Genomic DNA, 23,018 nt, shown 5'->3' with positions numbered 1-23,018 from the left:
GGTTGGCCCGGCTTATGGGTTCAGTTTCCGTAGACGTAGGTGGGCAGCCATGTCGCGATGCCCGGAAAGACCATCACCATGGTCAGCGCCGCGATCATCACCAGAACGAACGGCGTGATCGAGGCATAGATGTCGCGAAGCGTGATCTCGGGCGGGGCCATGGCACGCATCAGGAACAGGTTGTAGCCGAACGGCGGTGTCATGTAGGCGATCTGCGTCGTGATGGTATAGAGAATGCCGTACCAGATCAGGTCGAAGCCGAGCGCGCCCACCAGCGGCACGTAGAGCGGCGCGACGATGACAAGCATGGCCGTATCGTCCAGGAACGTGCCCATCACGATGAAGGAAAGCTGCATCAGGATCAGGATCATCCAGGGGCTCAGGCCCAGCTTCTCGGTGAACAGGCTTTCGATCGCCTTGACCGCGCCGAGCCCGTCAAAGACGGCGCCGAAGGCCAGCGCGGCGAGGATGATCCACATGAACATGCAGGTGATGCCCAGCGTGTTGCGCACCGAGTTCTCGAATACCTCGCGTGTCATCCGCCCCTTCATCACCGCGGCGAGGAAAGCGGCGATGGCACCGATGGCCGAGCTTTCGACCAGTGAGGTCCAGCCGTTGATGAAGGGCACCATCATCACGGCGAAGATCACCAAGGGGAGAATGCCGGCGCGCAGCAGGCGCAGTTTCTCGGCGCGCGGCAGGTCGCGCTCCGCCGGGTCCAGCACCGGACCGAGCGCCGGGTTCAGCCGGCAGCGCAACGCGATGTAGGCGATGAACATCGCGGCCATCAACAGGCCCGGCACCACGCCCGCAAGCCACAACTGGCCGACCGGCTGGCGCGCGATCATGGCGTAGAGCACGAGCACAACCGACGGCGGCACGAGGATGCCCAGGCTCGACCCCGCCTGGATCACCCCGGTTACCATGCGCTTGTCGTAACCCCGCTTCAGCAGTTCCGGCAGCGCGATGGTGGCACCGATGGCCATGCCCGCCACGCTGAGCCCGTTCATGGCCGAGATCAGCACCATGAGCCCGATGGTCCCGATCGCAAGGCCGCCGCGCAGCCCGCCCATCCAGACGTGGAACATCTTGTAAAGGTCGTCCGCGATGCGCGATTCCGACAGTACGTAGCCCATGAAGATGAACATCGGCAGCGTCAGCAGCGGATACCACTTCATCAGCTTCATCGCGGCCGAGAAGCCGATGTCGAACCCGCCCCTGTCGCCCCAAAGCAGCAGCGCGGCCACGACGGCGACGAAACCGATGGCGCCGAATACACGCTGGCCGGTCAGCAGCATCAGCATCATCGTGGAGAACATCAGGGTGGCGATCAACTCGTAGGACATCAGATCACTTCACCCTTCAGGCGCAACACGTCCTTGCAGAATTCCGACAGGCACTGGACGATCATCAGGAAGAACCCGACGATCATCACCACCTTGATCGGCCACATGTACGGCCGCCATGCGGAAGAGGATTGTTCCAGCCTGCCGACCTCTTCGGTTCCGGTCAGCACGCCGAAGAGATAGGAGACCGGCGCGTCCTTCCAGTACCCCAGCGAGTAGGCGGTGGAGCTGATCGCACCGTAGAGCAGCACGCCGAGGTAGAAGATCAGCAGCAGCACCGTGAAGAGGTCCACCCAGGCCTTCCGCCGCAGCGACCACTCACCATAAAGCAGGTCCATCCGCACGTTCGAGCCGAGCTGAAGGGAATAAGGCCCGCCGAGGATGTAATATCCCACCATGATGAACTGGGCCATCTCGAGGGTCCAGAGCGAGGGCAGGAAGAAGGTCTTGCTGATCGACGACCACAGGAGCACCCCCATCAGCACGAAGATTCCGTACATCACGATCCGGCCCAGCCGGTAATTCACCGCATCGGCAACGCGGATATACCCGCGCATCAGGCCACGCATGACACGCGCTCCCCTGCCCCGAGCCGTGCGCAGGCATCGGCCAGCCAGCCGGCGATCATCTGTGCCATGCGGTCCTGATCGTCGGCGGTGCCGATCAGGTCGTTGCGGATTTCCAGCATGACGTTCAACCGGTCCTGCGCGATCCCGTGCAGGTGCAGCGTGTGCATCACCCCGTCCTGCGGGCCATAGGGCGCATTTCGCTGCACGTCGGATTGCGTATGCGCTTCGGCGCAGGCCAGCATGGCGTCGGCCAGCCGGCTGTCGGCATCGTGAAGCACGCCGATCTCCACCGCGCGGCGCTGGCCGAGGAAAACCGGCGTGAAACTGTGAACCGTCACGAGGATGGGCGCGTCTATGACCGCCATCACCTCTTCGATCCGGTCATGGAACGGCTGGTAGTAACGCGCGGCCCGTTCCGCGCGGGCGGCCTGCGTCAGGTCGCGGTTGCCCGGCACGGCGAACACCTCGCTCTGCTCGGGCATTGCGCCGGGTGCGTCGGGCGGGCGGTTCAGGTCGTAGACCAGCCGCGACACGGTGCCTGCCAGCAGCTTCGCGTCCAGCCGTGCCGAAAGCCGCTCCGCCACCGCCATCGCGCCGGGATCCCAGGCGGCGTGGCTCTGCAACGCGTCCGGGGCAAGACCCAGCCCCTTGAAATCATCCGGAATATGATGGCTCGCATGCTCGCAGATCAGGACGATGGATGACGTGCCCGAAGGGTTCACCTCCGCCACACCGACCGCTTCTGCATGATCTGTCGTCCGGCCCATCACGTCCCCTTTTCACGGATAAAGTGCTTGCCAAACGGCGCACCTGTCAACAGAATTGTGAAAAATTTATCACATGCGGCGGCCTGTTGATAATTTTTCGATCAAGCGGAGCACCCATGCCCGAGGCACCCCTGACGATCTCCGACCGCATCCAGCAGAAGCTGGAGGGGCTGACCCGCGCGGAACGGCAGCTGGCGCATTCGATTCTCGAGAACTATCCGGCCTCGGGGCTGGGCCCGCTGACCGCGCTGGCCAAGGATGCCGAAGTTTCGGTGCCCACGGTGGCGCGCATGGTGCAGAAGCTCGGCTTCAAGGGCTACCCCGAGTTCCAGGCCGAACTGCGCGAGGAACTGCGGGCAAAGGTCAAGGGCCCCATCGCCAAGCACGACACCTGGGCGGACGGCGCGCCCGAGGGACACATGCTGAACCGTTTCACCGATGCGGTGATCGACAACATCCGCCACACACTGGGCCAGATCGACCCGCAGGCCTTTGACGCCGCCTGCGCGCTGGTGGGCGACACCGGGCGTCACTTGTACATCGTGGGCGGGCGGGTGACGCATACGCTGGCGGAATACCTGTTCCTGCACATGCAGGTCATCCGCCCCCGCATCACCCACATCCAGTCCACCTCGAACGCCTGGCCGCATTACCTGCTCGACGTGACGCCGGACGACGTCTTCGTGATCTACGATGTGCGCCGGTACGAGAACAACACGCTCAAGCTGGCTGAGCTCGCCCACGCGCAGGGGGCCAAGATCATCCTCTTCACCGACCAGTGGCGGTCGCCCGTGCACCAGCTTGCCGATATCTGTTTCAGCAGCCGCATCGTCGTGCCCTCGGCCTGGGATTCGGCAGCGACGACACTGCTGTTGACCGAGACGATGATCTCTGCGGTGCAGAACCTCGACTGGAACAACACCCGCAGGCGCATGGAGGGGCTGGAGGAAATGTTCGACCAGACCAAGCTGTTCCGCAAATTCACCTAGGAGCGCCCCGGTGTCAGGTGGCGGGCGAAACCGCCCTATGGTCACATCGCCGACCCGGCGCGCGGCGCTACGTTCGTGGGATGGCGCAGCAGCTTCGCGGTCATTCGTGGAAAATGCAGCGAACGGTGGGAACGAGGCCGGAGTGAACGCGTAATTGGGTTAGGCGAAATGGACCATGTCGGCCAACGTGGATATCTCTTCGCACCATTTGATAAAATGCGTTAGACTGTGATTGATGTCAGAGTTCAGCAAATATGTCGTCTATGTCGACGAAAGCGGCCACTCCAATTGGAAAGCTGCGCCAGAGTATCCATTGCTCTGCCTCAACTACTGCATGTTCGAGAAAGATCACTACATCGATGAGCTAATCCCGCGTTTCAACCGTTTGAAATTCAAATATTGGGGCTGCGACAACATCGTTCTGCATGAACGCGATTTGCGGAAATCCGACAAGATCAGAGATCCTGCCGTTCGCTCGAAATATGAAGGGCTCCAAGGTGATCGCAGACGCGCTTTTATGGATGAGCTGACGCAGCTCATGCGCGACGCGCAGTTTCGCTGTTTCTGCGTTGTGATCGACAAGCCTAAAGTGCCGGAATGGCACAAGTCCTACGATCCATATCATATCTCACTTTCAAGGGGGTTCCGCCAGATTGAGACCTATCTGAAAGTTTACGACCCGGACGAATTGGCAAAAGAGCTGCACATCGTGTTCGAAGCCCGTGGCCGCGACGATGATGCCGCTCTAAGCAAAGCCTATAAGCAGGTTTCTGTTCAAGGGTCCCTCTTGGCTCCTGTGGCCACCCGTAACTATTCGAATTTTCGGCTTGAATTGATGGACAAGAAAAGCAACTCGTCGGGTCTTCAGATCGCTGACCTCACCGCCCGACCGATTGGAAATCACTACCTTCATGCAACTGATCAACGGTCAGAAACAGATAAACGTGCCACCGAAGTACTGCTTGAAAAACTTCACTTTTGTTCAGGAACGACCTGTGAAATCGGCAAATATGACGTGTTTCACGAAGGGCTATAAAATTCAAAGGCGAGCAGACGCTCGCCAATGAACGGACGGTTAGACCATCCCATTACTGCCCTCTACATAGGCCAAGATCGTGAAGTTTTCAAGAACAGCTTTCGCTATCTCGATGGGGTTTGCCTCTTTGGTTGCGAGCCAATACGAATGACCGCGAAGTCCGCTCACCTGACCTCGCCCCAACCCACCCCCAAAGTCTGGTTCGGGTCAGACTTTCTCGGCACGGCCCACTGACATGAGACAGCCAATTCGCCGCCAGCATCCGGAGTTGCGCGACATTCCACACCCAAGGTGCGGCCCCTTCGGACCTAGTCGTCGTCCAGCAGGATGCGCACGGCGTTGCCCTTGTCGTCGTCGTATTGGTCCGACCGCACGGTCCACAGGAACGCGACCAGCCCGATCCCTCCAAGGATCAGGGACACCGGGATCAAGACGACCAGAACGTTCATCGCAGGCTCCTCATCCGTTGTGAATTCAGCAGCACCGTGATCGAAGACAGCGACATCGCCAGTGCAGCGGCGAGCGGCGTGGCGAAGCCGGCCAGCGCCACGGGAATGGCGATGCAGTTGTAGGCCGCCGCGATGGCGAAGTTCTGCCGCGACAGGCGCCCGGTGGCACGCGCCACGCGCAGCACCAGCGGCAGGTCGGCAAAACTGTCCTTGAGCACCACGATGTCCGCCGCGCTGCGCGACGCGTCGAGCGCGCTGGCAGGCGCGATGGAGACATGGGCCGAGGCCAGCGCGGCCGTGTCGTTGAGCCCGTCGCCCACCATGAGCACTCTGTCCCCCTGCGCGGCCAGCGCAGCCAGCCGGTTCAGCTTGTCCTCCGGTCGGGCATTGGCCGTGACCGGGAGGCCCAGTGTCGCGGCCAATCCGCGCGCGGGGGCCTCGGCATCTCCGGTCAGGATCTCGGCGGGCAGGTCGAGGTCCGCCAGCGCGTCGCGGACACCGGGGCGAAGGGTATCAACCGCCTCCAGCGGGACCGCCGCGCCCTTCGCGATCCGCAGCCCCAGGCCGGCGAAAGGCGCCCCGAGCCAGGGGCCACGCCCCAGCCTTACCGGCAGACCGTCGTGGCGCGCTTCGATGCCCTGCCCCGCAACCTCCTGCACTGCGTCAAGAGTTGCCGGCGCGGTATCCGCCAGCGCCGTGACCAACGCCCGCGAAAGCGGATGATGCGACACCTCCGCCAGTGCCCGTGCCACGGCCCGTTCCCCGGCCGGCAGTTCCGGCGGCACCTTGACCGACGGCTGTGTCAGGGTGCCGGTCTTGTCGAAGACGATGCAGGTGGCCTCTGCCAGCCGTTCGAGCGCGGAGGCGCTGCGCACCAGAAACCCGTTCGCGAACAGTCGGCTGACGGCAGCGGTGGACACTGCCGGAACGGCAAGGCCCAGCGCACAGGGGCAGGTGATGATGAGCACGGCGATGGCCACGTTCAGCGCATGGCGCAGGTCGCCCGTGGCGGCCGCCCAGCCGAGGAAAGCCGCGAAGGCCAGCAGATGCACCAGCGGCGCATAGATCCGAGCCGCCCGGTCCGCAAGCGCGGTATAGGCGTTGCGGGCATGTTCCGCCGTTTCCACCAGCGCCGCCATGCGGCGGAGCGACGTATCCTCGCCCACCGCCGTCGCCCGCAGCCGCAAGGGTGCCGCGAGGTTGATCTCGCCCGCCTGCAGCGCGGCCCCGGCGGCGAGTGAAACGGCGGCCGTCTCGCCGGTGAGGAAAGACCGGTCCATCAGCGCCGCGTCGGTCAGCAGCACGCCGTCCACCGGCACCCGCGCGCCCGACGGCACGGCGATCACATCCCCCTCCGCCAGCGCCGAGAGCGGCACGGTCCGGGTGCCGGTTCCGGTGACACGTTCGGCGGTATGCACTTCCATCGCGGTCAGTTCCCGCGCGGCGGATCGCGCGGCGCTTCGGGTGCGGTGGTCCATGTAGCGACCGATCAGCAGGAAAAAGGTCAGCGAGAGCGCCGCGTCGAAATAGGCGTGCGCCCCGCTGTTCAGCGTCTCGAACAGGGACATGCCCGCCGCCAGCACGATCGCCAGCGAGATCGGCACGTCCATGTTCAGCCGCCGCACCCGCAGCGCCGCCCAGGCGTTGCGAAAGAACGGCTGTCCGGAATAGGCCACCACGGGCAGGGCGATCAGCGCCGAGATCAGGTGGAAAAGGTCGCGCGTTGCTGCTTCGGCACCGGACCACACCGCGACGGACAGCAGCATGACGTTCATCATCGCAAAGCCGGCGACGGCCATCCGGATCAGCAGCGTCCGGCCCTCGGTGTCGTTGTCGCGTTCCAGCGCGACGAGGTCCAGCGGGTAGGCCTCAAAGCCCAGCCCCGTCAGCACCGCGAGGACACGGTCGGCTCTCACCGGCCCCGAGACCGACAGCCGCTTGAGCGACAGGTTCACGCGGACATGCTGCACCCCCACCACGTCGGCAAGGCCCCGTTCGATCTTGCCGATGCAGGCCGCGCAATGGACCCCCGGCAGGGAGAATTGCAGCGCCGGACCGCTGGCGATTTCCTGCGCGAAAGGGGCGGCATCGCAGGCGGGGCAGGCCGAGGTCATGACGGATGCCTCACCACGATGCGCTGCTGAAACAGCGTGCCATCGTCGGCACGCGCGCGCAGGCGCAGGTTCCAGTTGCCGCGCCCGCCCTGCACGGTGGCGCGCAGGGCGCTGCCGTCAAAGGTGAACTCGGGTGTCTGGTCCTGCGCGACGCTGGTGGCCCGCCCGAAGGTGGCGCTTTCGATCCGCGGGGCGATGGCCCTGCCCGCGTCCAGGATCACGAGCTCCAGGTCATTGCCCCGCAGCGTAGCGGAGACGTCCCAGCCGAGGCCCAGCTGCGCCGCTCTTTCCCGGTCGAAGGATTGGCTGGCCACGTAGGAGTTCTTGACCTCAAGCCCCGGAAAGGTCCGCACGGCGTTGAAGGCCAGCGTCATGTTGACCGAGATGATGATCCCGAAGGCCGTCGCGAAGCCGGCAAAGACATGCCATCCCTTGATCTCGCGTATCATTGCACTCTCCCGTTGAAGGTTGTGGCGCGGCTGGCCCGCTCACCGCTGGCGATGTCTTCGACCCAGAGCCGCAGATCGGTGGTGTCCGTGCTGGCGGCCGGGTCTTGCGGCCGCGCGGTGACATAGACGCGCTGCAACACGGTGCTGTCGGCGGGCACGGTCACGTTCAGCCGGTTGGCGTTCCCTTCCAGTTCGATCCGCAGGATTTCGTCGCTGGTCAGGCTCAGGTGGAACACGCGGTCCTCGCCCAGCTTGTTGCGCAGCCGCACGTCGTAGATGTTGCGGATCGACCCGTCCGATTGCACCACGTAGGTCGGGTTGCGCACCGGGCTGACCGTCAGTTCGATGTCCGAGCGGATGAACAGCGCATAGACCAGCCCGAAACCGATCAGCAGCCAGATGGCGGTGTAAAGGATGGTGCGGGGCCGCAGCACATGCCGCCAGATGGATTTCGGCGCGGCGCCCGCGCGCTCCGCCGCCTCGTCCGACAGCGCCATGTAGTCGATCAACCCGCGCGGCTTGCCGATACGGGCCATCACGTCGTCGCAGGCGTCGATGCACAGGGCACAGGTGATACATTCCATCTGCTGCCCGTTGCGGATGTCGATGCCCATCGGGCAGACGTTCACGCAGGCCATGCAGTCGATGCAATCGCCGTGATCCTCCACCTGCGCCGTGGCGGCGGGCAGGCCACCGACCTGCAACGCCTTGTTTGGATACGGTGTCGCGGGGTAGCGCGCCTCTCCCGGACCGGCGGCGTAGGAGTCGCGCTCCGCGCGTTCGGCGGCGGCACGGTCGCGCTTGCGCACATTGCCCTTGCCGCGCGGCTCGCCCCGCCATTCGCGATAGGCCACGGTGATCGTGTCGGGGTCCATCATCGCGGCCTGGATACGGGGCCAGGGGCACATGTAGATGCAGACCTGTTCGCGCATGAAACCGCCAAAGACGAAGGTGGTCGCCGTCAGAACCGCTATCGTGGCATAGGCCACGGGATGTGCCTGGAACTGGACGAGGTCACGCAGCAGCGTCGGCGCATCCGTGAAATAGAACACCCAGGCCCCGCCGGTCGCCACCGCGATCATCAGCCAGACCGCCCACTTGGTCAGCCTCAACCGCCATTTGCGCATGTCCCACTTTGCCTTGTGCAGGCGAAGCCGCGCATTGCGATCGCCTTCGATCCAGCGTTCGACCAACAGGAAAAGGTCGGTCCAGACCGTCTGCGGGCAGGCATAGCCGCACCAGACCCGCCCCAGGGCCGAGGTGAACAGGAACAGGCCCAGGCCCGCCATGATCAACAGGCCCGCGACGAAATAGAACTCGTGCGGCCAGATCTCGATCCAGAAGAAATAGAACCGCCGGTGCGCCATGTCGACGAGCACCGCCTGATCCGGCAGGCTCGGCCCCCGGTCCCAGCGAATCCAGGGCGTCAGGTAGTAGATGCCCAGCGTGATGAACATGATCCACCACTTGAAACGGCGGAAGGCCCCGCTGACACGGCGGGGAAAGATCGGCTCGCGGGCCGCGTAGAGACTTGGAGTGGGAGTGGTCATTTGATGATTCCTGTTCGCAGGACCTGTCTAGGGCCGGATCCGTCAGGCCGCCTTGATCTGGATCAAGACCTGTAGAATGCCGCGCAGTGCCGGCCCTTTCCGGCCCCTTGACATGGCGCGTGCAGCTGTCTGTTCGGCGGTCTTTGCTGCCGTTAACCACAACGCCCGGACGCCCCGCGTCCGGGCCGCGCCCGACCCGCCCCCTGGGCGGGCGCGACTGCGTCGCCCCCGGTGCTGCCGCAGCCTCCGGCCTCAAAAGGTCCACCGGACCTTTTGCAAGACGGCCTCCGGCCCCGGGTCGGACGCGCCCCTCAGGTTTCGGGATGCCAAGCCACGGTAGACCCGGCTTGCGCCTCACGTCTTTCCAGCGTCGTTCCTGCCATGCGCCGCACCTTTCACGAATGTCCTCAGGCCCGTGCAACTGACAGCACCCGAAGCGGCGACGTTTTGCGAACAGGGCCGCTTCGGGTTCGGGCTGCCCGAAGGCAGCCAGGGTCTGTCTACTCGCCTCCTCCCAGGCTGTGCACGTAGACAGAAACGGCGCGGACATCGGCGTCCGACAGGCGCTGGCCCCATGCGGGCATCACCCCGAAGCGCGCGTTGCGCACCGTGGTGCTCAGCGTGTCGCGGTCGCCGCCATAAAGCCAGATCGCGTCGGAAAGGTCGGGCGCGCCCAGATCCCGGTTGCCCTCGCCTGCGTCGCCATGGCAGGCGGCGCAGTTGTCGGCAAAGACCTGGCTCCCGGTCTCGGCCAGCGCGCGGTCATAGTCGTCCGACGACAGGCTGACCACGTATTCGACCACCGATGTGATTTCCTCGTCCTGCAGGATATCGCCGAAGGCAGGCATCTGCGAATATCGCGCGTCCGGATCGGTCTCGTTGCGGATGCCGTGGTTGACCGTGTAGGCGATGCTTTCGATGTCGCCGCCCCAGAGCCAATCGTCGTCCAGCAGGTTGGGGTATCCCTTGGCTCCTGCCGCACCGGCCCCGTGGCACTGGCTGCACTGGGCGCGGAAGACGGACCCGCCCCGCGCGACGGCATAGCGCCGCAGGTCATCGGTCTCGCCCAGGGTGGCAAGGTCGGCGGACTCCAGCGCCGCGACCAGTTCACCGTTCCGCGCTTCGTGAGCCGCGATGTCGGCGGCGACCTCGGCCCGCGTGGAGTATCCCAGCAGCCCCGATGTCGCGCCCGATATCATCGGCCAGGCGGGATAGGCGATGGTATAGCCCACGCCCCAGATGATCGTGGCGTACAGCGTCCACAGCCACCAGCGCGGCAAGGGGTTGTTCAGTTCCTCGATGCCGTCCCAGGAATGGCCCGTGGTCTCGACCCCTGTGGTCTTGTCGATCTTGCGCTCAGACATCGTGCTTGTCCTCGAAGGTGAAGCGGGACGGTGCGCAGGCGCAGGTGGCACAGGTGCCCTTGCAGGGAGCCTTGGCAGCGGTCTCGCGGAAGGGGATCATGGCGGCGTCCTGGCGGGCGCGGCTCTGGCTCGGCAGGAAGGCCCAGATGGCCGTGCCCATGAAGAAGCCGAACATGGCCAGCAGTACCCAGCTGTCGGCGATCTGGCGAAGAAGGGAATAGGTATCCATGTCGGTGCCTCCTATCGGGTTTCATCCGGGGTGAAGGTCGAGAAATCGACCATCGTGCCCATGACCTGCAGGTATGCGATAAGCGCGTCCATCTCGGTCAGAGCGGGCTGGCCGTCGAAGTTGCCGACGGCCGCGCCGGGGTAGCGTTCCACCAGCCCGTCCCAATCGCCCTCCGGATCCGCCTGAACCCGGAAATCGGCACGGGCCGAGGTGATCTGATCTTCGGTGTAGGGGACGCCGACCAGCCGGTGGGTGGACATCAGCGCCTCGATCCGGTCGGGCTCGATCGGGGTATCGGCAAGAAAGGCGTACTTGGGCATGATGCTTTCCGGCACTACCGACTGCGGGTTCATCAGGTGATCCACGTGCCAGGCATCGGAATACCGCCCGCCGACACGGGCCAGGTCGGGCCCGGTCCGCTTGGACCCCCACTGGAAGGGGTGGTCGTACATGGATTCCGCCGCGAGGCTGTAGTGCCCGTAGCGTTCGACCTCGTCCCGCATCGGGCGGACCATCTGGCTGTGGCACACATAGCAGCCTTCGCGCACGTAGATGTCACGCCCGGTCAGCTCAAGCGGGCTGTAGGGCCTCACGCCTTCGACCTTCTCGATCGTGTTCTCCAGCCAGAACAGCGGCGCGATCTCCACGATGCCGCCGACGGTGACGACCAGAAGCGAGAAGGTCAGCAGCAGCGTCGGGCTTTTCTCGAGGATCGCGTGGCGGTCGATCAGCGCGGTCTGGTGCGGCAATTCGTTGGGCACCTCGCCCGGCAAATCGGACAGTTGCGAGACCTTGGGGTCCTTGTCGGACGGTTGGACTTTTTCGTTATCAGCCATAACCCCCTCCTTATTCTGCGGGTGTTGCGGTTGCGGCTGCACCGGGCAGTGCGGCGGTTGCGGGCGATGCGCCGCGGATGGTCATCCACATGTTCCAGACCATGATCAGCGCACCGGAGAGGAACATGACCCCGCCCAATCCGCGCACCACGTACATCGGGAACTTGGCGCTGACGGTGTCGGCGAAGGAGTTGACGAGGAAGCCCTGGTCATCGACCTCGCGCCACATCAGGCCTTCCATGATGCCGGTGACCCACATCGACGCGGCGTAGAGAACGATGCCCAGTGTCGCGAGCCAGAAGTGCCAGCTGATCGCGGACATGGAATACATCTGCTTGCGGCCCCAGAGTTTCGGCGTGAGGAAGTAGAGGCAGGCGAAGGTGATCATGCCGTTCCATCCCAGCGCCCCGGAATGCACGTGCCCGATGGTCCAGTCGGTATAGTGGCTGAGGCTGTTCACCGCGCGGATCGACATCATCGGCCCTTCGAAGGTGGACATGCCGTAGAACCCGAGGCTCAGCACGAACATCCGCAGGATCGGGTCGGTGCGCAGCTTGTCCCATGCGCCCTGCAGGGTCATCAGACCGTTGATCATGCCGCCCCAGCTGGGCATCCACAGGATGATCGAGAACACCATGCCCAGTGTCGAGGCCCAGTCCGGCAGCGCCGTGTAATGCAGGTGGTGCGGACCGGCCCAGATATACAGGAAGATCAGCGCCCAGAAGTGGATGATGGACAGCTTGTAGCTGTAGATCGGCCGCTCGGCCTGTTTCGGAACGAAGTAGTACATCATCCCGAGGAACCCGGCGGTGAGGAAGAAGCCCACGGCGTTGTGGCCGTACCACCATTGCGTCATCGCGTCCTGCACACCCGAGAACACCTGCACGGACTTGCTGCCCCAGATGCTGACGGGGATCGACAGGTTGTTGACCACGTGCAGCATCGCCACCGTGATGATGAAGGCGAGGTAGAACCAGTTGGCGACGTAGATGTGCTTTTCCCGGCGGTTGATGATGGTCCCGAGGAAGACCGCGAGATAGGCCAGCCAGACGACCGTCAGCCAGAGATCCACGTACCACTCCGGTTCGGCGTATTCCTTCGACTGGGTCGCCCCCAGCAGGTAGCCGGTCGCGGCGAGCACGATGAAAAGCTGGTAGCCCCAGAACACGAACCACCCGGTCCGCCCGCCCCAGAGCCGCACGCCGCTGGTGCGCTGCACCACGTAGAAGGACGTGGCGATCAGCGCGTTGCCCCCGAAGGCGAAGATCACCGCCGAGGTGTGCAGCGGCCGGAGCCGCCCGAAGTTGGTAAAAGGCTGCCCCCAGTCGAAGTTGAGCGCCGGAAAGGCGAGCTGAAAGGCGATGAAGGTGCCGACGAGGAAACCGGCAATGCCCCAGAAGGCGGTGGCGATCACCCCTGCCCGGATCACGCCGTCCTGGTAGATATCATGCTGCAGCGCATCGACACGGCGGGGTTCCTCCGTGTTGCGCAAGACCCAGATGAACATGGCGAAAGCGATCACCATGATCAGGAAGGCGTGCACCTGGTAGGCCAGATCGTGGCCCCAGCTGGCCGCCATGGCGGCGAGCAGCGTCACCAGACCCAGGAGGATGAGTTTCACATAGTCCATTTTCATGCCCTCAAATACTGTCAGAGCATCCTTGGACGCTCCTGTTCGCAGGGCATGTCTAGAAAGTCGGGCGGCGGCCCACTTTGATCTGAATCAACTTGCGATGTTTTTCCGGTCGCCCGGTGTCAGGAAAGAATGCCGCCGTCGGCGTCGTCACCCGTGGCGTCCTGAAGGGCGATGATGTCGCGCACCTCGAAACGGCGGCGGTCGGTGAAGTCGATCACGCCTTCCTTCTTGAGCGCGCTGAACTGGCGGCTGACGGTTTCCAGCGTGAGACCGAGGTAATTGGCGATCTGGTCGCGGGTCATCGGCAGCTGGATCGGGCCGTCCGGCACCGGCTCCGTCCCGCGGGAACGGCGCGCCAGCATCTCGATGAAAGTGGCGATCTTCTCGCGTGCGGACTTGCGCCCCAGGAGCAGCATCCAGTCCCGCGCGGCATCCAGTTCGTCCAGCGCCAGTTCCATCAGCCTCTGGGCGACGTGCGGCGTCTCGTCCACGAGCCGTTCGAACGGCTTGCGATCGAAGCAGCACAACGTCACGTCCGTGGTCGCCGTCACGTCGAACTCGATTCGCGACCGGCCCGGCCGGCCGATGAAATCCGACGGCAGCAGAAGGCCCACCATCTGAGTCCGGCCGTCCTCCATCGTCTTTGACAGCGACGCCACACCACTCACCAGCGAGGCCACGAAACTCAGCGGCTCGCCCCGCCAGAGGATCGCCTCACCGGCCGCGAAACTGCGGTAGGACTTCATGCTTTCAAGGATTTGCAGCTCGTCCTCGTCGCAGCGGGCACAGACGGCCCGGTGCCGGATCGGACAGTCGCTGCATTTGACGCGGGCAAGGGAGGGAATGGCCATGATGTCTTGATCTAAATCAAAGAAGTGCCGGTGGATACAACCTAAAAGAAAGCATGCAAAGCATCGATTCCCTTCGCCGCCACGGACTTTTTGACGCACGGGTTCCCCGGTACACCAGCTATCCGCCGGCCAATCACTTCGAAGACGGCTTCGGCCAGCGTCATCAGGCCGAATGGCTGGCCACGGTACCGCAGGGCGACGACGTGTCGGTCTATGTCCACATTCCGTTCTGCAAGCGGCTGTGCTGGTTCTGCGCCTGCCGCACGCAGGGGACCGCGACCCTGCGCCCGGTCGATGCCTACGTCGCGATCCTGCTCAGGGAAATCGAGACGGTGCGCCGGATGCTGCCCGAGGGGATGCGGATGGGACGCCTGCATCTGGGCGGAGGCACACCGACGATCCTGTCGTCGGAGACCATGTCGCGGCTTCTGGACGCGCTCTTCGCGGCGTTCGAGCGCAGCGCGGAATTCGAATTCTCGGTCGAGATCGACCCGACCGAAGCGTCCGACGAATTGCTGAACCTGCTGATCTCGCGCGGTATGAACCGGGCCAGTGTCGGCGTTCAGGACTTCGCCGAAGAGGTGCAGAATGCGATCGGCCGCAGCCAGTCCCTGGCGCAGACGCGCCATGTGATCGACTTGATGCGCGCCGGGGGCGTGGCCAGCCTGAACCTCGACCTCCTTTACGGGCTGCCGCACCAGACCTCGCGGACCTTTGGCCAGACCCTCCGGCACGTGGCCCGGATACGGCCCGACCGGCTTGCGATCTACGGCTACGCGCATGTGCCGTGGATGTCCAAGCGCCAGGTGATGATAAAGGCCGACGCCCTGCCCGACAACGAAACCCGGTTCGACCTTGCGGCCCAGGCGCAGGACGCCTTTCTGAAAGAGGGCTACGACAGCATCGGCATCGACCATTTCGCCCTCCCGACCGACAGCCTCGCGCGCGCGGCGGCCGCCGGCAGGCTGCGCCGCAATTTCCAGGGCTACACGGACGATTGCAGCGAAACGCTGATCGGGTTGGGGGCCTCCGCCATTTCGCGCTTCGCGCAGGGATACCTGCAGAACGCCACGGCGACCTCGGCCTATCAGGACCGGGTGACGACCGGCGGTCTGGCCGCGCACAAGGGCTACGGGATGACCGCGCAGGACGTGCTGATCGCCCGCATCGTCGAGGACCTGATGTGCCGGTTCGTCTATGACGAGGCCGGACTGCGCGAGAGGTTCCCGGATCAGGCCGACCTGATCCACCGCACCGGCGTTTCCCTCATGACCCGCTTTTCCGACGTCTTCTATATCGGGCGGGACGGGCTGGAGATGCGAAGCCATGCGCGCCCGCTGGTACGCGTGATCGCGAGCCACGTGGACACCTTCGCGTCCGACGCGACCGCCCATTCCGCCGCCATCTGAACGAACGACCGGGGACAGGGGCGGCGGCTGTCGTCTTCCGCGCGGACATCGGCTAGCATCGAGCGGATACCAACGAACAAGGACCGCCCATGCTTGAAGGCCAGCTTACGCATGTCTCCACCGTCCAGACCTGGGAGTGCGATTCGAACAGTCACCTGAACGTCCAGTTCTTTCACCAGCGGTTCCGGGAGGCTGGCACCCTGTTCCGGCTGCGTCACGGTCTGGACGATGTTCCGATGGCAACGGCACACACGCGGTTCTTCCGTGAACTCCACGTGGACGACGCGGCGACGGTAATGACCCTGCCGGTGCACGATTCCGACGGGGCGGTCTACCTGATGCACCGGCTGACGGTGGACGGTACCACCCTGAACTGCGGGACGCTGGACCGGCTCCGGAGCGATGCGTCTCACCTCGACACGCAGCCGCTCGCCGATTTTCCCGATGCCGCGCCACGGGGGCTGGATACCGGTCCGATCCCGCCCCTGCCCGACACCGCCGAGCGGATCAGGGGCGGGCGCGGCGCGGTCACCTGCATCACCCACGTTCTGCCGTCGGACATGGATCATGCAGGCGCATGGCGCGCCGAGCGGCTGGTGTCGAGTTTCAGCAACGGCGGACAATCCGCATGGGCGTTGCTGGGCGCCACGAGCAGTTGGCTGAGAGAGCGATCCCTGGGCCGCGTGGTACTGGAAATGAAATTCGACTGTATCGCGCAGCCCCGTCCCGGCGCCGTTCTGAGCCAGTCGAGCCACTGCATCGACCTGGGCTCCAAGACCTACCGGTTCTGCCACCAGATCGAGGACGCCGTGACCGGAGAGCTCTACGCCGTCGGGCAGGTGCTTTCGGTTCTGATGGACCTGAAGACGCGCAAGGTGGTCCCGATCCCGGACGCATTGGCGCTGCCAGGCGCGGCCTGATCCGCCGCCGCTACAGCATGCCGCGCGCGATGTGTTCGATCTTGCGCGCGGTCGCGATCAGCCGGGGCCCCAGATCGTCCTCCAGCCGTTGCCGGGTGATGATCGACCGAAGCCCACCGACGTTGATCGCGTAAACCGGGTAGCCATCCGCGCGGCGGATCACGGCGCCCGCGGAATTCGCTTCGGGAATCCAGTCTCCGCCGCTCATGGCGAAACCGTGCTCGGTGGCATAGGCGATGGCCTCGCGTTCCTTGGCGATCAGATCCGGGCCGCCGTCGCCGTCCCGCTGCGCAATCGCCGCGAGGATGCGTTCGCGCTCCGCCTCGGGCAGGGCAGCGAGAAAGGACCGCCCCATCCCGGTCCGGGTGATCGGTATGCGCGACCCAACCCCGAGCCGGATCGCCATGGACGCCGGGGTGCGGCAGGCCTCGACGTAGATGAACTCGAGCCCGTTGGGTGTACCAAGATAGACGTTCGCATCCGCATATTCCGCCAGCTCCTGCATGTAGGGGCGGGCGATGTCGCGAATCTCCATCTGGGCCAGCACGTCGTACCCCAGCGTCAGCACCGCCGGGCCCAGCGCGTAACGGCCGGTATCCGCGTCATGTTCGAGATAGCCCAGTTCGGTCAGCGTGAAGGTCAGCCGCGACACCGTGGCTTTCGGCAGGCCGACCCGGTCCGCGATCTCGGAATTGCCGATGGGCCGGTTGTCGGGGCCAAAGGCCTTGAGCACCGAGAGCCCGCGCGCGAGGCCGGAGTTGATCCGATAATCCTTTTGCCCGCTGTCTTCGGAGGGCGCTGGTTTGCGTTTGACCAAGGGAGGCTCCCGGATAGGTGGTTGTTGTCTGCGCAGGGTCATAGCACGTCCCGCTACCGGAACGCCAAGAGTGATCCGGTAGCGGGACATTCGCAGGCTGCAGAATCGTGATCGTAGCCCTTTGCCAAGCGGGGTCAGGCCCCCTGCCGGGACATCCGGGCGGCGTTATCGCGGTAGAGCGACACCGTCTGCGCGACGCCGTCCTCCACGCCGGTTTCCGTCCAGTCACCGATCACCTGCCGGAGCGGTTCGGTATCGAAGCCGACCAGGGGCGACTCCCGCTCCTCCGCGCTTCCGTCGATCCGCGAGTCCGGCACCGCCTTTCGGATCGCGGCAAGAATATCGTCGGTCGAGATCACGTTGTCGGTCACGTCCGACAACAGCGCGCCCTGCCAGTCGCTGCCGACCGCGCGGGCAAAGATCCTGGCCACGTCCCCCACGTACTGAAAACAGCTGCGGGTCCGGAAAGGCAGCGTGTAGGCACGCCCCAACGCGGCCGCTTCTATCGCGCGGGTGATGGCCGAGGTTTCGCCGTCGTCCCGGCCAACACCGTAGACGATATGCGGCCGCAGGCCCAGCGACGGCAGACCGTGATCCTGCCAATAGAGCCGCGAAATCTCCTCGCAGGTCTTCTTGTAGACACCGTAGAGATTCGACGGCGCGTTCGCCGGTCCGCGGGGCTTGGCCGCGATGGAACTGGTATAGACGACCTTGCCGATGCCCGCCGCGCGCGCGGCTTCCAGCACGTTGATATGGCCAAGGATGTTCACGCTGGCCCCGAGGGCCGGGTTTTCGCGGCATTGCGGTATCTGAAGTGCCGCAAGGTGGATGATCCCGCCGGGCCGCGTGCGCGACACCAGCTCGTTCAGGGCGGCGGCATCCGTCACGTCGCAACGCTCGATCAATAGACCCTTTTCGGGCAGCGGCCTTATCGCCTCGAGGCGGCGATGATCGGTGCCGAGATCCGTCGCGATGACCTCCCTGCCCTCGGCCAGCAACCGGTCGATCGTCCAGGCGCCAAGGAAACCGGTCGCTCCAGTGATCAGAACCCTGTCAGCCATTTCTTGTCCTCCTTCACCGGTGCGGCGGCCTGCCTTGGCCAGCAGCATACAGTTTTGGAATCATATTCCAATTAATATTGAAACTGAATTTCAAAAATGTCAGTGTGATCTCGACAAACAGGTCGCGCGCCAGGGCCGCCGGTCCACCAAAGGGTGCGCCCGGCACCGGCCCCGGCGGCACCGTGCCAGAGGGAGGTGAACGTGGCGAAAACAAGCGAAATGGTGGTCCGCACATTGGTGGAATGCGGCGTGACCCGCGGCTTTACCCTGCCGGGACTGGGCGTGACATGGGCCCTTCCCGCCTTTCACGACGCGAAGGACGATTTCGACGTCGTCCTGTGCCGGAACGAATGGATCGCGTCGATCATGGCGCAGGCAACCGGGCGGCTGACCGGCAAACCCGCCGCACTGATGGGCCAGGGGCCGTGGATCACCACGATGGGCGGCCTTGGCATCATCGAAGCGCATTTCGCGGGATCCCCGATGGTCATCCTTACCGAAACCTCCGATTACGACGGCTATGGCCAGATGGGCTGCTATCAGACGATGACCGGAGATTATGGCGGCGCCGATGCGATGGCCTCGCTCAAACCGATTACAAAGTACTGCACCTACGCCACCGCGCCGGAAGAGGCGGTGTTCGGGACGCAGATGGCGGTAAAACACGCAACGCTTCCGCGTCAGGGGCCTGCGGCGGTCATCATGAAGACGCCGATCATCCGGCAGGAAATGCCCGACACGCCCAAGCCCGCGCTGTACCCTTCCGAAGGTTACCTGCGCCATGTGCCGCCCAAGCCGGACCCTGCAGCGGTGGCGCAGATTGCCGACCTGATCGAGGGGGCCAAATCACCGGTGATCGTGGCGGGCAACGGCGTTTTGTCGTCGGGTGCGGGTCAGGCGCTGCAGGATCTGGCGGAGGCCGCCGGGATCATGGTCGTGACCAGCTACAACGGCAAGGGCGTGATCCCGGAGGATGCGCCGGTCTGTGCGGGAATGCTTGGCACATGGGGCCACAAGGCCGCGAACCGGGTGCTGGCCGCGGCTGATCTGGTGGTGATGATGGGCGCGTCGATGGGGCCTGACTATACCCGGTTCCGCGATCCGGACCTTATCCGCCCCGGAGACCAGACCCTCGTGCAGATCGACATCGATCCGCGGAATGCGGGCTGGGTATACCCGGTGGACCTCGCCGTGACCGGGGATGTCGCCGACGTGGTCGCGATGCTGTCCCAACGGGGCCTGTCGTCCGAGAAGACCGGCGCGCGCATCGAAGCGGGAATGGCCCTGAAGAAGAAGCACGGTTACGACCTTCTGCCCGACTTGCCGGCGGCGCAGGGCACGGTTCACCACACCGACGTGGTCCGCAGCCTGCAGGGATTTCTCGGCGCGGACGATCTTCTGACACTCGACGCCGGCGCACAGCGCATCTGGGCGACTTTCGGCCTACGCATGCCGCACGGGGGGCAGCTGCTGGTGCCCGGCGGCACCGGCGTGATGGGCTGGGGCGGCCCGGCGGCGACCGCCGCCAAGATGGTGCATCCGGAAAAGAGGGTCACCTGCCTGGCGGGGGACGGCGGTTTCATGATGACGGTACAGGTCCTGCCGACCGCCGTTCAGAGGGAACTCGACGTGGTCTACCTCGTCTCGAACAACTCCGGTCTCGGCATGGTCCGCGACAATCTCGGGGACAAGCGTATCGCCGTCGATTTCAACGAAGTCGATTTTGCCAAGGTAGCCGAGGGCATGGGGGCCAAGGGGCTGAGCGTCTATCACCCGGACGAAATCAGGGATGCGCTCGACCAGGCGCATGACATGGGCGGTCCCGTGGTGGTCGACGTCAAGATCGATCCCGAGGCGAGCCATCACGAGGCGGTGGACAATGCGCCGATTTGAGAACCGGACCGCCCTAGTAACGGCGGGGGCCGAGGGGCTGGGCCGGGGTGTCGCCCTGCGGCTGGCAGCCGAAGGCGCAAGGGTCGCGATCTGGGACCGCGACTCCGGGGCGCTGGATAACGCGGTCCGGGCGGCCCGCGATGCGGACCTGTCGCTGCACACCACGACCCTCGACATGACCGACGGCACGGCCATCGCCGAAGCGGCGGCGGAACTGCTGGAAGCCTTCGGTGGACTGGATGTGCTGGTGAACAACATCGGTGGATCACTCCACACCCCCTTCAGGTTCCTCGAGCAGAGCGAGGCGGACTGGAACCTCGTGATGGACGTCAATGTCACCGCCTGCGTGCGCACGACGCGCGCCCTGCTGCCGGCCATGGTCGATGCGGGCTATGGCCGTATCATCAACATGGGCTCCAAGGCCGGACGGTTCGGCTCGCTCTTCGCCGGGGCGAACTATGCCGCGTCGAAAGGCGCGATGCAGGCTTTCACGCTCCAGATCGCGCAGGAATTCGGGCCGGCGGGCATCACCTGCAACACGCTCTGTCCGGGCGCGATCCTGACGCCGCGGGTTGAACGGCTCCTGTCCGAACGGCAATCGCCCGAGGAACGCGAGAGGGTGCTGTCCACGATCCCGGTGCGCCGCCACGGAACGGTCGAGGACATAGCCGCCGCTGTCGCCTACATCGCGTCCGAGGAGGCAGGTTTCGTCAACGGCGCCTCCCTCGACATCAATGGCGGGCAGGCGATGGTGATCTGACCGACCTTTTCCTGAAAATCCAAAAGCGAAAAGGCCCGGTGACATGTCACCGGGCCTTTCGTATGGACCTATGGGCCGGCCAGCCGATCAGGCGTAGCCGAAGAGCCTGGGGAAGAACATCGTGAAGAACGGCACGTAGGTCACCAGCATCAGCACCACCAGTTCCGCCCCGATGAAGGGCAGGATCGACCAGCTCAGCCGCGACAGCTTTACGCCCGACACGCTGCAGGCGGCGAACAGCACCAACCCGAACGGCGGCGTCGCCAGCCCGATGGTCAGGTTGACGCACGTGATGAGGCCGAAATGGATCGGGTCGATCCCGTACTGATAGGCGATCGGCGCGATGAGCGGCCCGAGGACGATGATGGCAAATCCCATGTCCAGGAACATGCCGATGACAAGGAACAGGACATTCACCAGCATCAGGAACACGTACTTGTTCTCGGTCAGGCTGACAAAGACCAGGGTCACGTGTTCCACCAGGTTGTAGTAGCTGACGAGCCACGAGAAGCTCTTGGCAGAGGCCAGCAGGAACATGATCATCGCCGTGGCCGTCACGGTGTGCTTGAGGATCGGGGCGATATCGCGCCAGCTGAGGGTACGGTAGAAAAGGAAGCCGATGGCCAGACCGTACATTACCGCAACGGCGGAAGCCTGCGTGGGGCTGAAGAAGCCGAACAGGATGCCGCCCATGATGATCATCGGCAGCAGCAACGCCGGAATGCCGCGCAGGACCGCCAGCAGCAGCCTCAGAACGCCGACGAAAGGCGCGCGCTCCCCGAAGCCACGCCGCACCGCCAGCAGATAGGCCGCGACCATCAGCGCCAGTGCGACCAGAACCCCCGGCAGCAACCCGCCCAGAAACAGTCCCGCGATGGAAACGTTCATGACCGAGGCGTAGAGAAGCATCGGGATAGACGGCGGAATGATCGGCCCGATCACCGAACTCGATGCGGTCACGGCCGCGCTGTAGTCCTCGTCATAGCCGTGTTCACGCATCGCGGGGACCATGATGCTGCCCACCGCGACGGTATCGGAAACCGCCGATCCGGTGATGCCCGCAAAGAACATCGAGGCCACGATGTTGGTATGGGCCAGCCCGCCCCTGATCCAGCCGACCAGCGCCGCCGACAGGTCCATGAGCCGGTCGGTGATGCGGGCGCGGTTCATGATTTCGCCCGCCATGATGAAGAACGGGATCGACAACAGCAGCAGGTTCTCCGTCGACGAAAACATCCGCTGCGGAATTTGCAGGAACAGCAGCGGTTCGCCGATGTTGGCATAGGCAAAGATCGTCATCAGCACGAGGCACAGCGCGATCGGCACCCCGAGGATGAGCATGGGCACGAAGCTGCCCGCGAGTATCGTGATCATTCGGGGATCTCCTCGAGCTGGGATAGCTCGTCTTCGCGTTTCGGGGTACCGGGCAGGATCGTCCCGATGGTCATCAGGCCGAAGATCACACCGCCCGCGGGGATCGAAAGGTAGTAGTAGTAGAGGGAGATATCGAGGTAGAGCGACGTCTGCGACCGCCCGACGAACATCGCCATACGATGGCCGTACCAGACCATGACGAACACCACGATCATCGCCAGCGCGGCGTAAAGCACCCTGAGCGCATAGAGACCGCGTGGCCCGATGTAGCCATGGATCAGGTCCACCCCGATATGTCCGCCCCGGCGGGCAATGGCCCCTGCGCCGAGGAAGATGATCCACGCGAACAGCAGGTTGTTGATCTCTTCGGTCCAGACCAGCGAATTGCCGGTCGTCTGCTCGGTGATGATCCCCAGCGAGGTCACAAGGAAAAGAGCCGCCGTCAGCGTCATGGCCACGGCAAAGGTCGCCTTTTCGATCAGGTCCAGAAATCTCTGGTAGAACTCCGCAAAACGCCTCATGTCTCGCCCCTCACAACGGTATGGTCGGCTCTGGTCTGCATGGCGGGCACGGACCGGTTGCGGTCCGTGCCGAGGGTC

The 23,018-nt window shown here is 64.4% G+C and carries 22 protein-coding genes; 6 read left to right on the top strand and 16 right to left on the bottom strand.

The genetic code is table 11. The annotated features are described in order from the left end of the window. Positions 1 to 20 precede the first annotated feature (20 nt). From BOO69_RS03110 to BOO69_RS03100, 3 genes are read right to left on the bottom strand one after another with little or no spacing between them, the layout of a single operon-like run. A complete protein-coding gene (locus tag BOO69_RS03110) occupies positions 21 to 1,346 on the bottom strand; it encodes a TRAP transporter large permease (protein WP_071970205.1) in 1,326 nt (441 codons plus the stop codon). Beyond that, positions 1,346 to 1,915 carry a TRAP transporter small permease subunit gene (locus tag BOO69_RS03105; protein ID WP_071970203.1) on the bottom strand — a complete coding sequence of 190 codons (570 nt, stop codon included), beginning with the start codon at positions 1,913 to 1,915 and terminating at the stop codon, positions 1,346 to 1,348. Before BOO69_RS03105 ends, BOO69_RS03110 begins: the two co-directional genes overlap by 1 nt. Beyond that, positions 1,903 to 2,682, bottom strand: coding sequence for an N-formylglutamate amidohydrolase (locus tag BOO69_RS03100; protein ID WP_071970201.1), 780 nt, complete (start codon positions 2,680 to 2,682; stop codon positions 1,903 to 1,905). The genes BOO69_RS03105 and BOO69_RS03100 overlap by 13 nt, the downstream gene beginning before the upstream one ends. A gap of 116 nt (positions 2,683 to 2,798) precedes the next feature. Between BOO69_RS03100 and BOO69_RS03095 the strand changes: the two genes are divergently transcribed. After that, a complete protein-coding gene (locus tag BOO69_RS03095) occupies positions 2,799 to 3,671 on the top strand; it encodes a MurR/RpiR family transcriptional regulator (RefSeq protein ID WP_071970199.1) in 873 nt (290 codons plus the stop codon). Between the two features lie 235 nt (positions 3,672 to 3,906). Beyond that, entirely contained in the window at positions 3,907 to 4,707 is an 801-nt protein-coding gene (locus BOO69_RS03090; protein WP_071970197.1) for a DUF3800 domain-containing protein, read from the top strand. A gap of 308 nt (positions 4,708 to 5,015) precedes the next feature. On the opposite strand, the gene ccoS is transcribed toward BOO69_RS03090, so the two are convergent. The 9 genes from ccoS to fnrL all read right to left on the bottom strand — a co-directional run bounded on the left by ccoS (position 5,016) and on the right by fnrL (position 14,185). After that, positions 5,016 to 5,156, bottom strand: a complete 141-nt coding sequence (ccoS, locus tag BOO69_RS03085; RefSeq protein WP_071970195.1) for a cbb3-type cytochrome oxidase assembly protein CcoS — start codon at positions 5,154 to 5,156, stop codon at positions 5,016 to 5,018. Continuing rightward, on the bottom strand, positions 5,153 to 7,270 hold the full coding sequence (locus BOO69_RS03080) for a heavy metal translocating P-type ATPase (protein ID WP_071970193.1): 2,118 nt from the start codon (positions 7,268 to 7,270) through the stop codon (positions 5,153 to 5,155). The genes ccoS and BOO69_RS03080 overlap by 4 nt, the downstream gene beginning before the upstream one ends. Beyond that, complete coding sequence (locus BOO69_RS03075) at positions 7,267 to 7,719, bottom strand: FixH family protein (protein WP_071970191.1); 453 nt, start codon at positions 7,717 to 7,719, stop codon at positions 7,267 to 7,269. Before BOO69_RS03075 ends, BOO69_RS03080 begins: the two co-directional genes overlap by 4 nt. After that, positions 7,716 to 9,269 carry a cytochrome c oxidase accessory protein CcoG gene (gene ccoG, locus BOO69_RS03070; protein ID WP_071970189.1) on the bottom strand — a complete coding sequence of 518 codons (1,554 nt, stop codon included), beginning with the start codon at positions 9,267 to 9,269 and terminating at the stop codon, positions 7,716 to 7,718. Before ccoG ends, BOO69_RS03075 begins: the two co-directional genes overlap by 4 nt. 500 nt (positions 9,270 to 9,769) lie before the next feature. Then, positions 9,770 to 10,633 (bottom strand): cytochrome-c oxidase, cbb3-type subunit III, encoded by an 864-nt coding sequence (gene ccoP / locus BOO69_RS03065; RefSeq protein ID WP_071970187.1) that lies wholly within the window; start codon positions 10,631 to 10,633, stop codon positions 9,770 to 9,772. Beyond that, positions 10,626 to 10,862, bottom strand: coding sequence for a CcoQ/FixQ family Cbb3-type cytochrome c oxidase assembly chaperone (locus BOO69_RS03060; RefSeq protein WP_071970185.1), 237 nt, complete (start codon positions 10,860 to 10,862; stop codon positions 10,626 to 10,628). Before BOO69_RS03060 ends, ccoP begins: the two co-directional genes overlap by 8 nt. Positions 10,863 to 10,873: 11 nt before the next feature. Continuing rightward, positions 10,874 to 11,698: a cytochrome-c oxidase, cbb3-type subunit II gene (ccoO, locus tag BOO69_RS03055; RefSeq protein ID WP_083545440.1), complete on the bottom strand. Its 825-nt coding sequence runs from the start codon at positions 11,696 to 11,698 to the stop codon at positions 10,874 to 10,876. 10 nt (positions 11,699 to 11,708) lie between these two features. Next, positions 11,709 to 13,328, bottom strand: a complete 1,620-nt coding sequence (gene ccoN / locus BOO69_RS03050) for a cytochrome-c oxidase, cbb3-type subunit I (protein WP_071973609.1) — start codon at positions 13,326 to 13,328, stop codon at positions 11,709 to 11,711. Between the two features lie 125 nt (positions 13,329 to 13,453). Beyond that, positions 13,454 to 14,185 carry a transcriptional regulator FnrL gene (fnrL, locus tag BOO69_RS03045; protein ID WP_071970183.1) on the bottom strand — a complete coding sequence of 244 codons (732 nt, stop codon included), beginning with the start codon at positions 14,183 to 14,185 and terminating at the stop codon, positions 13,454 to 13,456. Between the two features lie 53 nt (positions 14,186 to 14,238). Here fnrL and hemN point away from each other — a divergent pair, with 53 nt between their 5' ends. Together hemN and BOO69_RS03035 are read left to right on the top strand one after the other, a co-directional pair. Further along, positions 14,239 to 15,594, top strand: a complete 1,356-nt coding sequence (hemN, locus tag BOO69_RS03040) for an oxygen-independent coproporphyrinogen III oxidase (protein WP_071970181.1) — start codon at positions 14,239 to 14,241, stop codon at positions 15,592 to 15,594. An 89-nt stretch (positions 15,595 to 15,683) separates the two neighbouring features. Further along, complete coding sequence (locus BOO69_RS03035) at positions 15,684 to 16,514, top strand: thioesterase family protein (RefSeq protein WP_071970179.1); 831 nt, start codon at positions 15,684 to 15,686, stop codon at positions 16,512 to 16,514. 10 nt (positions 16,515 to 16,524) lie between these two features. On the opposite strand, the gene BOO69_RS03030 is transcribed toward BOO69_RS03035, so the two are convergent. Both BOO69_RS03030 and BOO69_RS03025 read right to left on the bottom strand, forming a co-directional pair. Next, a complete protein-coding gene (locus BOO69_RS03030; RefSeq protein WP_071970177.1) occupies positions 16,525 to 17,331 on the bottom strand; it encodes an IclR family transcriptional regulator in 807 nt (268 codons plus the stop codon). A gap of 134 nt (positions 17,332 to 17,465) precedes the next feature. Beyond that, positions 17,466 to 18,392, bottom strand: a complete 927-nt coding sequence (locus BOO69_RS03025; protein WP_071970175.1) for an NAD-dependent epimerase/dehydratase family protein — start codon at positions 18,390 to 18,392, stop codon at positions 17,466 to 17,468. Between the two features lie 201 nt (positions 18,393 to 18,593). Here BOO69_RS03025 and BOO69_RS03020 point away from each other — a divergent pair, with 201 nt between their 5' ends. Both BOO69_RS03020 and BOO69_RS03015 read left to right on the top strand, forming a co-directional pair. Continuing rightward, the gene (locus BOO69_RS03020) at positions 18,594 to 20,285 is read left to right on the top strand and encodes a thiamine pyrophosphate-binding protein (RefSeq protein WP_216637005.1); all 1,692 of its coding nucleotides are present in this window, start codon (positions 18,594 to 18,596) and stop codon (positions 20,283 to 20,285) included. Continuing rightward, on the top strand, positions 20,272 to 21,045 hold the full coding sequence (locus BOO69_RS03015) for an SDR family NAD(P)-dependent oxidoreductase (protein ID WP_071970171.1): 774 nt from the start codon (positions 20,272 to 20,274) through the stop codon (positions 21,043 to 21,045). Before BOO69_RS03020 ends, BOO69_RS03015 begins: the two co-directional genes overlap by 14 nt. A gap of 87 nt (positions 21,046 to 21,132) precedes the next feature. On the opposite strand, the gene BOO69_RS03010 is transcribed toward BOO69_RS03015, so the two are convergent. After that, positions 21,133 to 22,419, bottom strand: a complete 1,287-nt coding sequence (locus tag BOO69_RS03010; protein WP_071970170.1) for a TRAP transporter large permease — start codon at positions 22,417 to 22,419, stop codon at positions 21,133 to 21,135. Continuing rightward, positions 22,416 to 22,940, bottom strand: a complete 525-nt coding sequence (locus BOO69_RS03005) for a TRAP transporter small permease (protein WP_071970168.1) — start codon at positions 22,938 to 22,940, stop codon at positions 22,416 to 22,418. Before BOO69_RS03005 ends, BOO69_RS03010 begins: the two co-directional genes overlap by 4 nt. Positions 22,941 to 23,018 lie beyond the last annotated feature (78 nt).

The organism is Sulfitobacter alexandrii, from assembly GCF_001886735.1.
GTDB classification, from domain to species: domain Bacteria; phylum Pseudomonadota; class Alphaproteobacteria; order Rhodobacterales; family Rhodobacteraceae; genus Sulfitobacter; species Sulfitobacter alexandrii.
This window is presented reverse-complemented; position numbering and strand designations above follow the sequence as displayed.

Excerpts from the sequence above, each read along its gene's own strand:
- BOO69_RS03110 (WP_071970205.1), bottom strand. The coding sequence starts at position 1,346 with ATGTCCTACGAGTTGATCGCCACCCTGATGTTCTCCACGATGATGCTG.
- BOO69_RS03105 (WP_071970203.1), bottom strand. The coding sequence starts at position 1,915 with ATGCGTGGCCTGATGCGCGGGTATATCCGCGTTGCCGATGCGGTGAAT.
- BOO69_RS03100 (WP_071970201.1), bottom strand. The coding sequence starts at position 2,682 with ATGGGCCGGACGACAGATCATGCAGAAGCGGTCGGTGTGGCGGAGGTG.
- BOO69_RS03095 (WP_071970199.1), top strand. The coding sequence starts at position 2,799 with ATGCCCGAGGCACCCCTGACGATCTCCGACCGCATCCAGCAGAAGCTG.
- BOO69_RS03090 (WP_071970197.1), top strand. The coding sequence starts at position 3,907 with ATGTCAGAGTTCAGCAAATATGTCGTCTATGTCGACGAAAGCGGCCAC.
- ccoS (WP_071970195.1), bottom strand. The coding sequence starts at position 5,156 with ATGAACGTTCTGGTCGTCTTGATCCCGGTGTCCCTGATCCTTGGAGGG.
- BOO69_RS03080 (WP_071970193.1), bottom strand. The coding sequence starts at position 7,270 with ATGACCTCGGCCTGCCCCGCCTGCGATGCCGCCCCTTTCGCGCAGGAA.
- BOO69_RS03075 (WP_071970191.1), bottom strand. The coding sequence starts at position 7,719 with ATGATACGCGAGATCAAGGGATGGCATGTCTTTGCCGGCTTCGCGACG.
- ccoG (WP_071970189.1), bottom strand. The coding sequence starts at position 9,269 with ATGACCACTCCCACTCCAAGTCTCTACGCGGCCCGCGAGCCGATCTTT.
- ccoP (WP_071970187.1), bottom strand. The coding sequence starts at position 10,633 with ATGTCTGAGCGCAAGATCGACAAGACCACAGGGGTCGAGACCACGGGC.
- BOO69_RS03060 (WP_071970185.1), bottom strand. The coding sequence starts at position 10,862 with ATGGATACCTATTCCCTTCTTCGCCAGATCGCCGACAGCTGGGTACTG.
- ccoO (WP_083545440.1), bottom strand. The coding sequence starts at position 11,698 with ATGGCTGATAACGAAAAAGTCCAACCGTCCGACAAGGACCCCAAGGTC.
- ccoN (WP_071973609.1), bottom strand. The coding sequence starts at position 13,328 with ATGGACTATGTGAAACTCATCCTCCTGGGTCTGGTGACGCTGCTCGCC.
- fnrL (WP_071970183.1), bottom strand. The coding sequence starts at position 14,185 with ATGGCCATTCCCTCCCTTGCCCGCGTCAAATGCAGCGACTGTCCGATC.
- hemN (WP_071970181.1), top strand. The coding sequence starts at position 14,239 with ATGCAAAGCATCGATTCCCTTCGCCGCCACGGACTTTTTGACGCACGG.
- BOO69_RS03035 (WP_071970179.1), top strand. The coding sequence starts at position 15,684 with ATGCTTGAAGGCCAGCTTACGCATGTCTCCACCGTCCAGACCTGGGAG.
- BOO69_RS03025 (WP_071970175.1), bottom strand. The coding sequence starts at position 18,392 with ATGGCTGACAGGGTTCTGATCACTGGAGCGACCGGTTTCCTTGGCGCC.
- BOO69_RS03015 (WP_071970171.1), top strand. The coding sequence starts at position 20,272 with ATGCGCCGATTTGAGAACCGGACCGCCCTAGTAACGGCGGGGGCCGAG.
- BOO69_RS03010 (WP_071970170.1), bottom strand. The coding sequence starts at position 22,419 with ATGATCACGATACTCGCGGGCAGCTTCGTGCCCATGCTCATCCTCGGG.
- BOO69_RS03005 (WP_071970168.1), bottom strand. The coding sequence starts at position 22,940 with ATGAGGCGTTTTGCGGAGTTCTACCAGAGATTTCTGGACCTGATCGAA.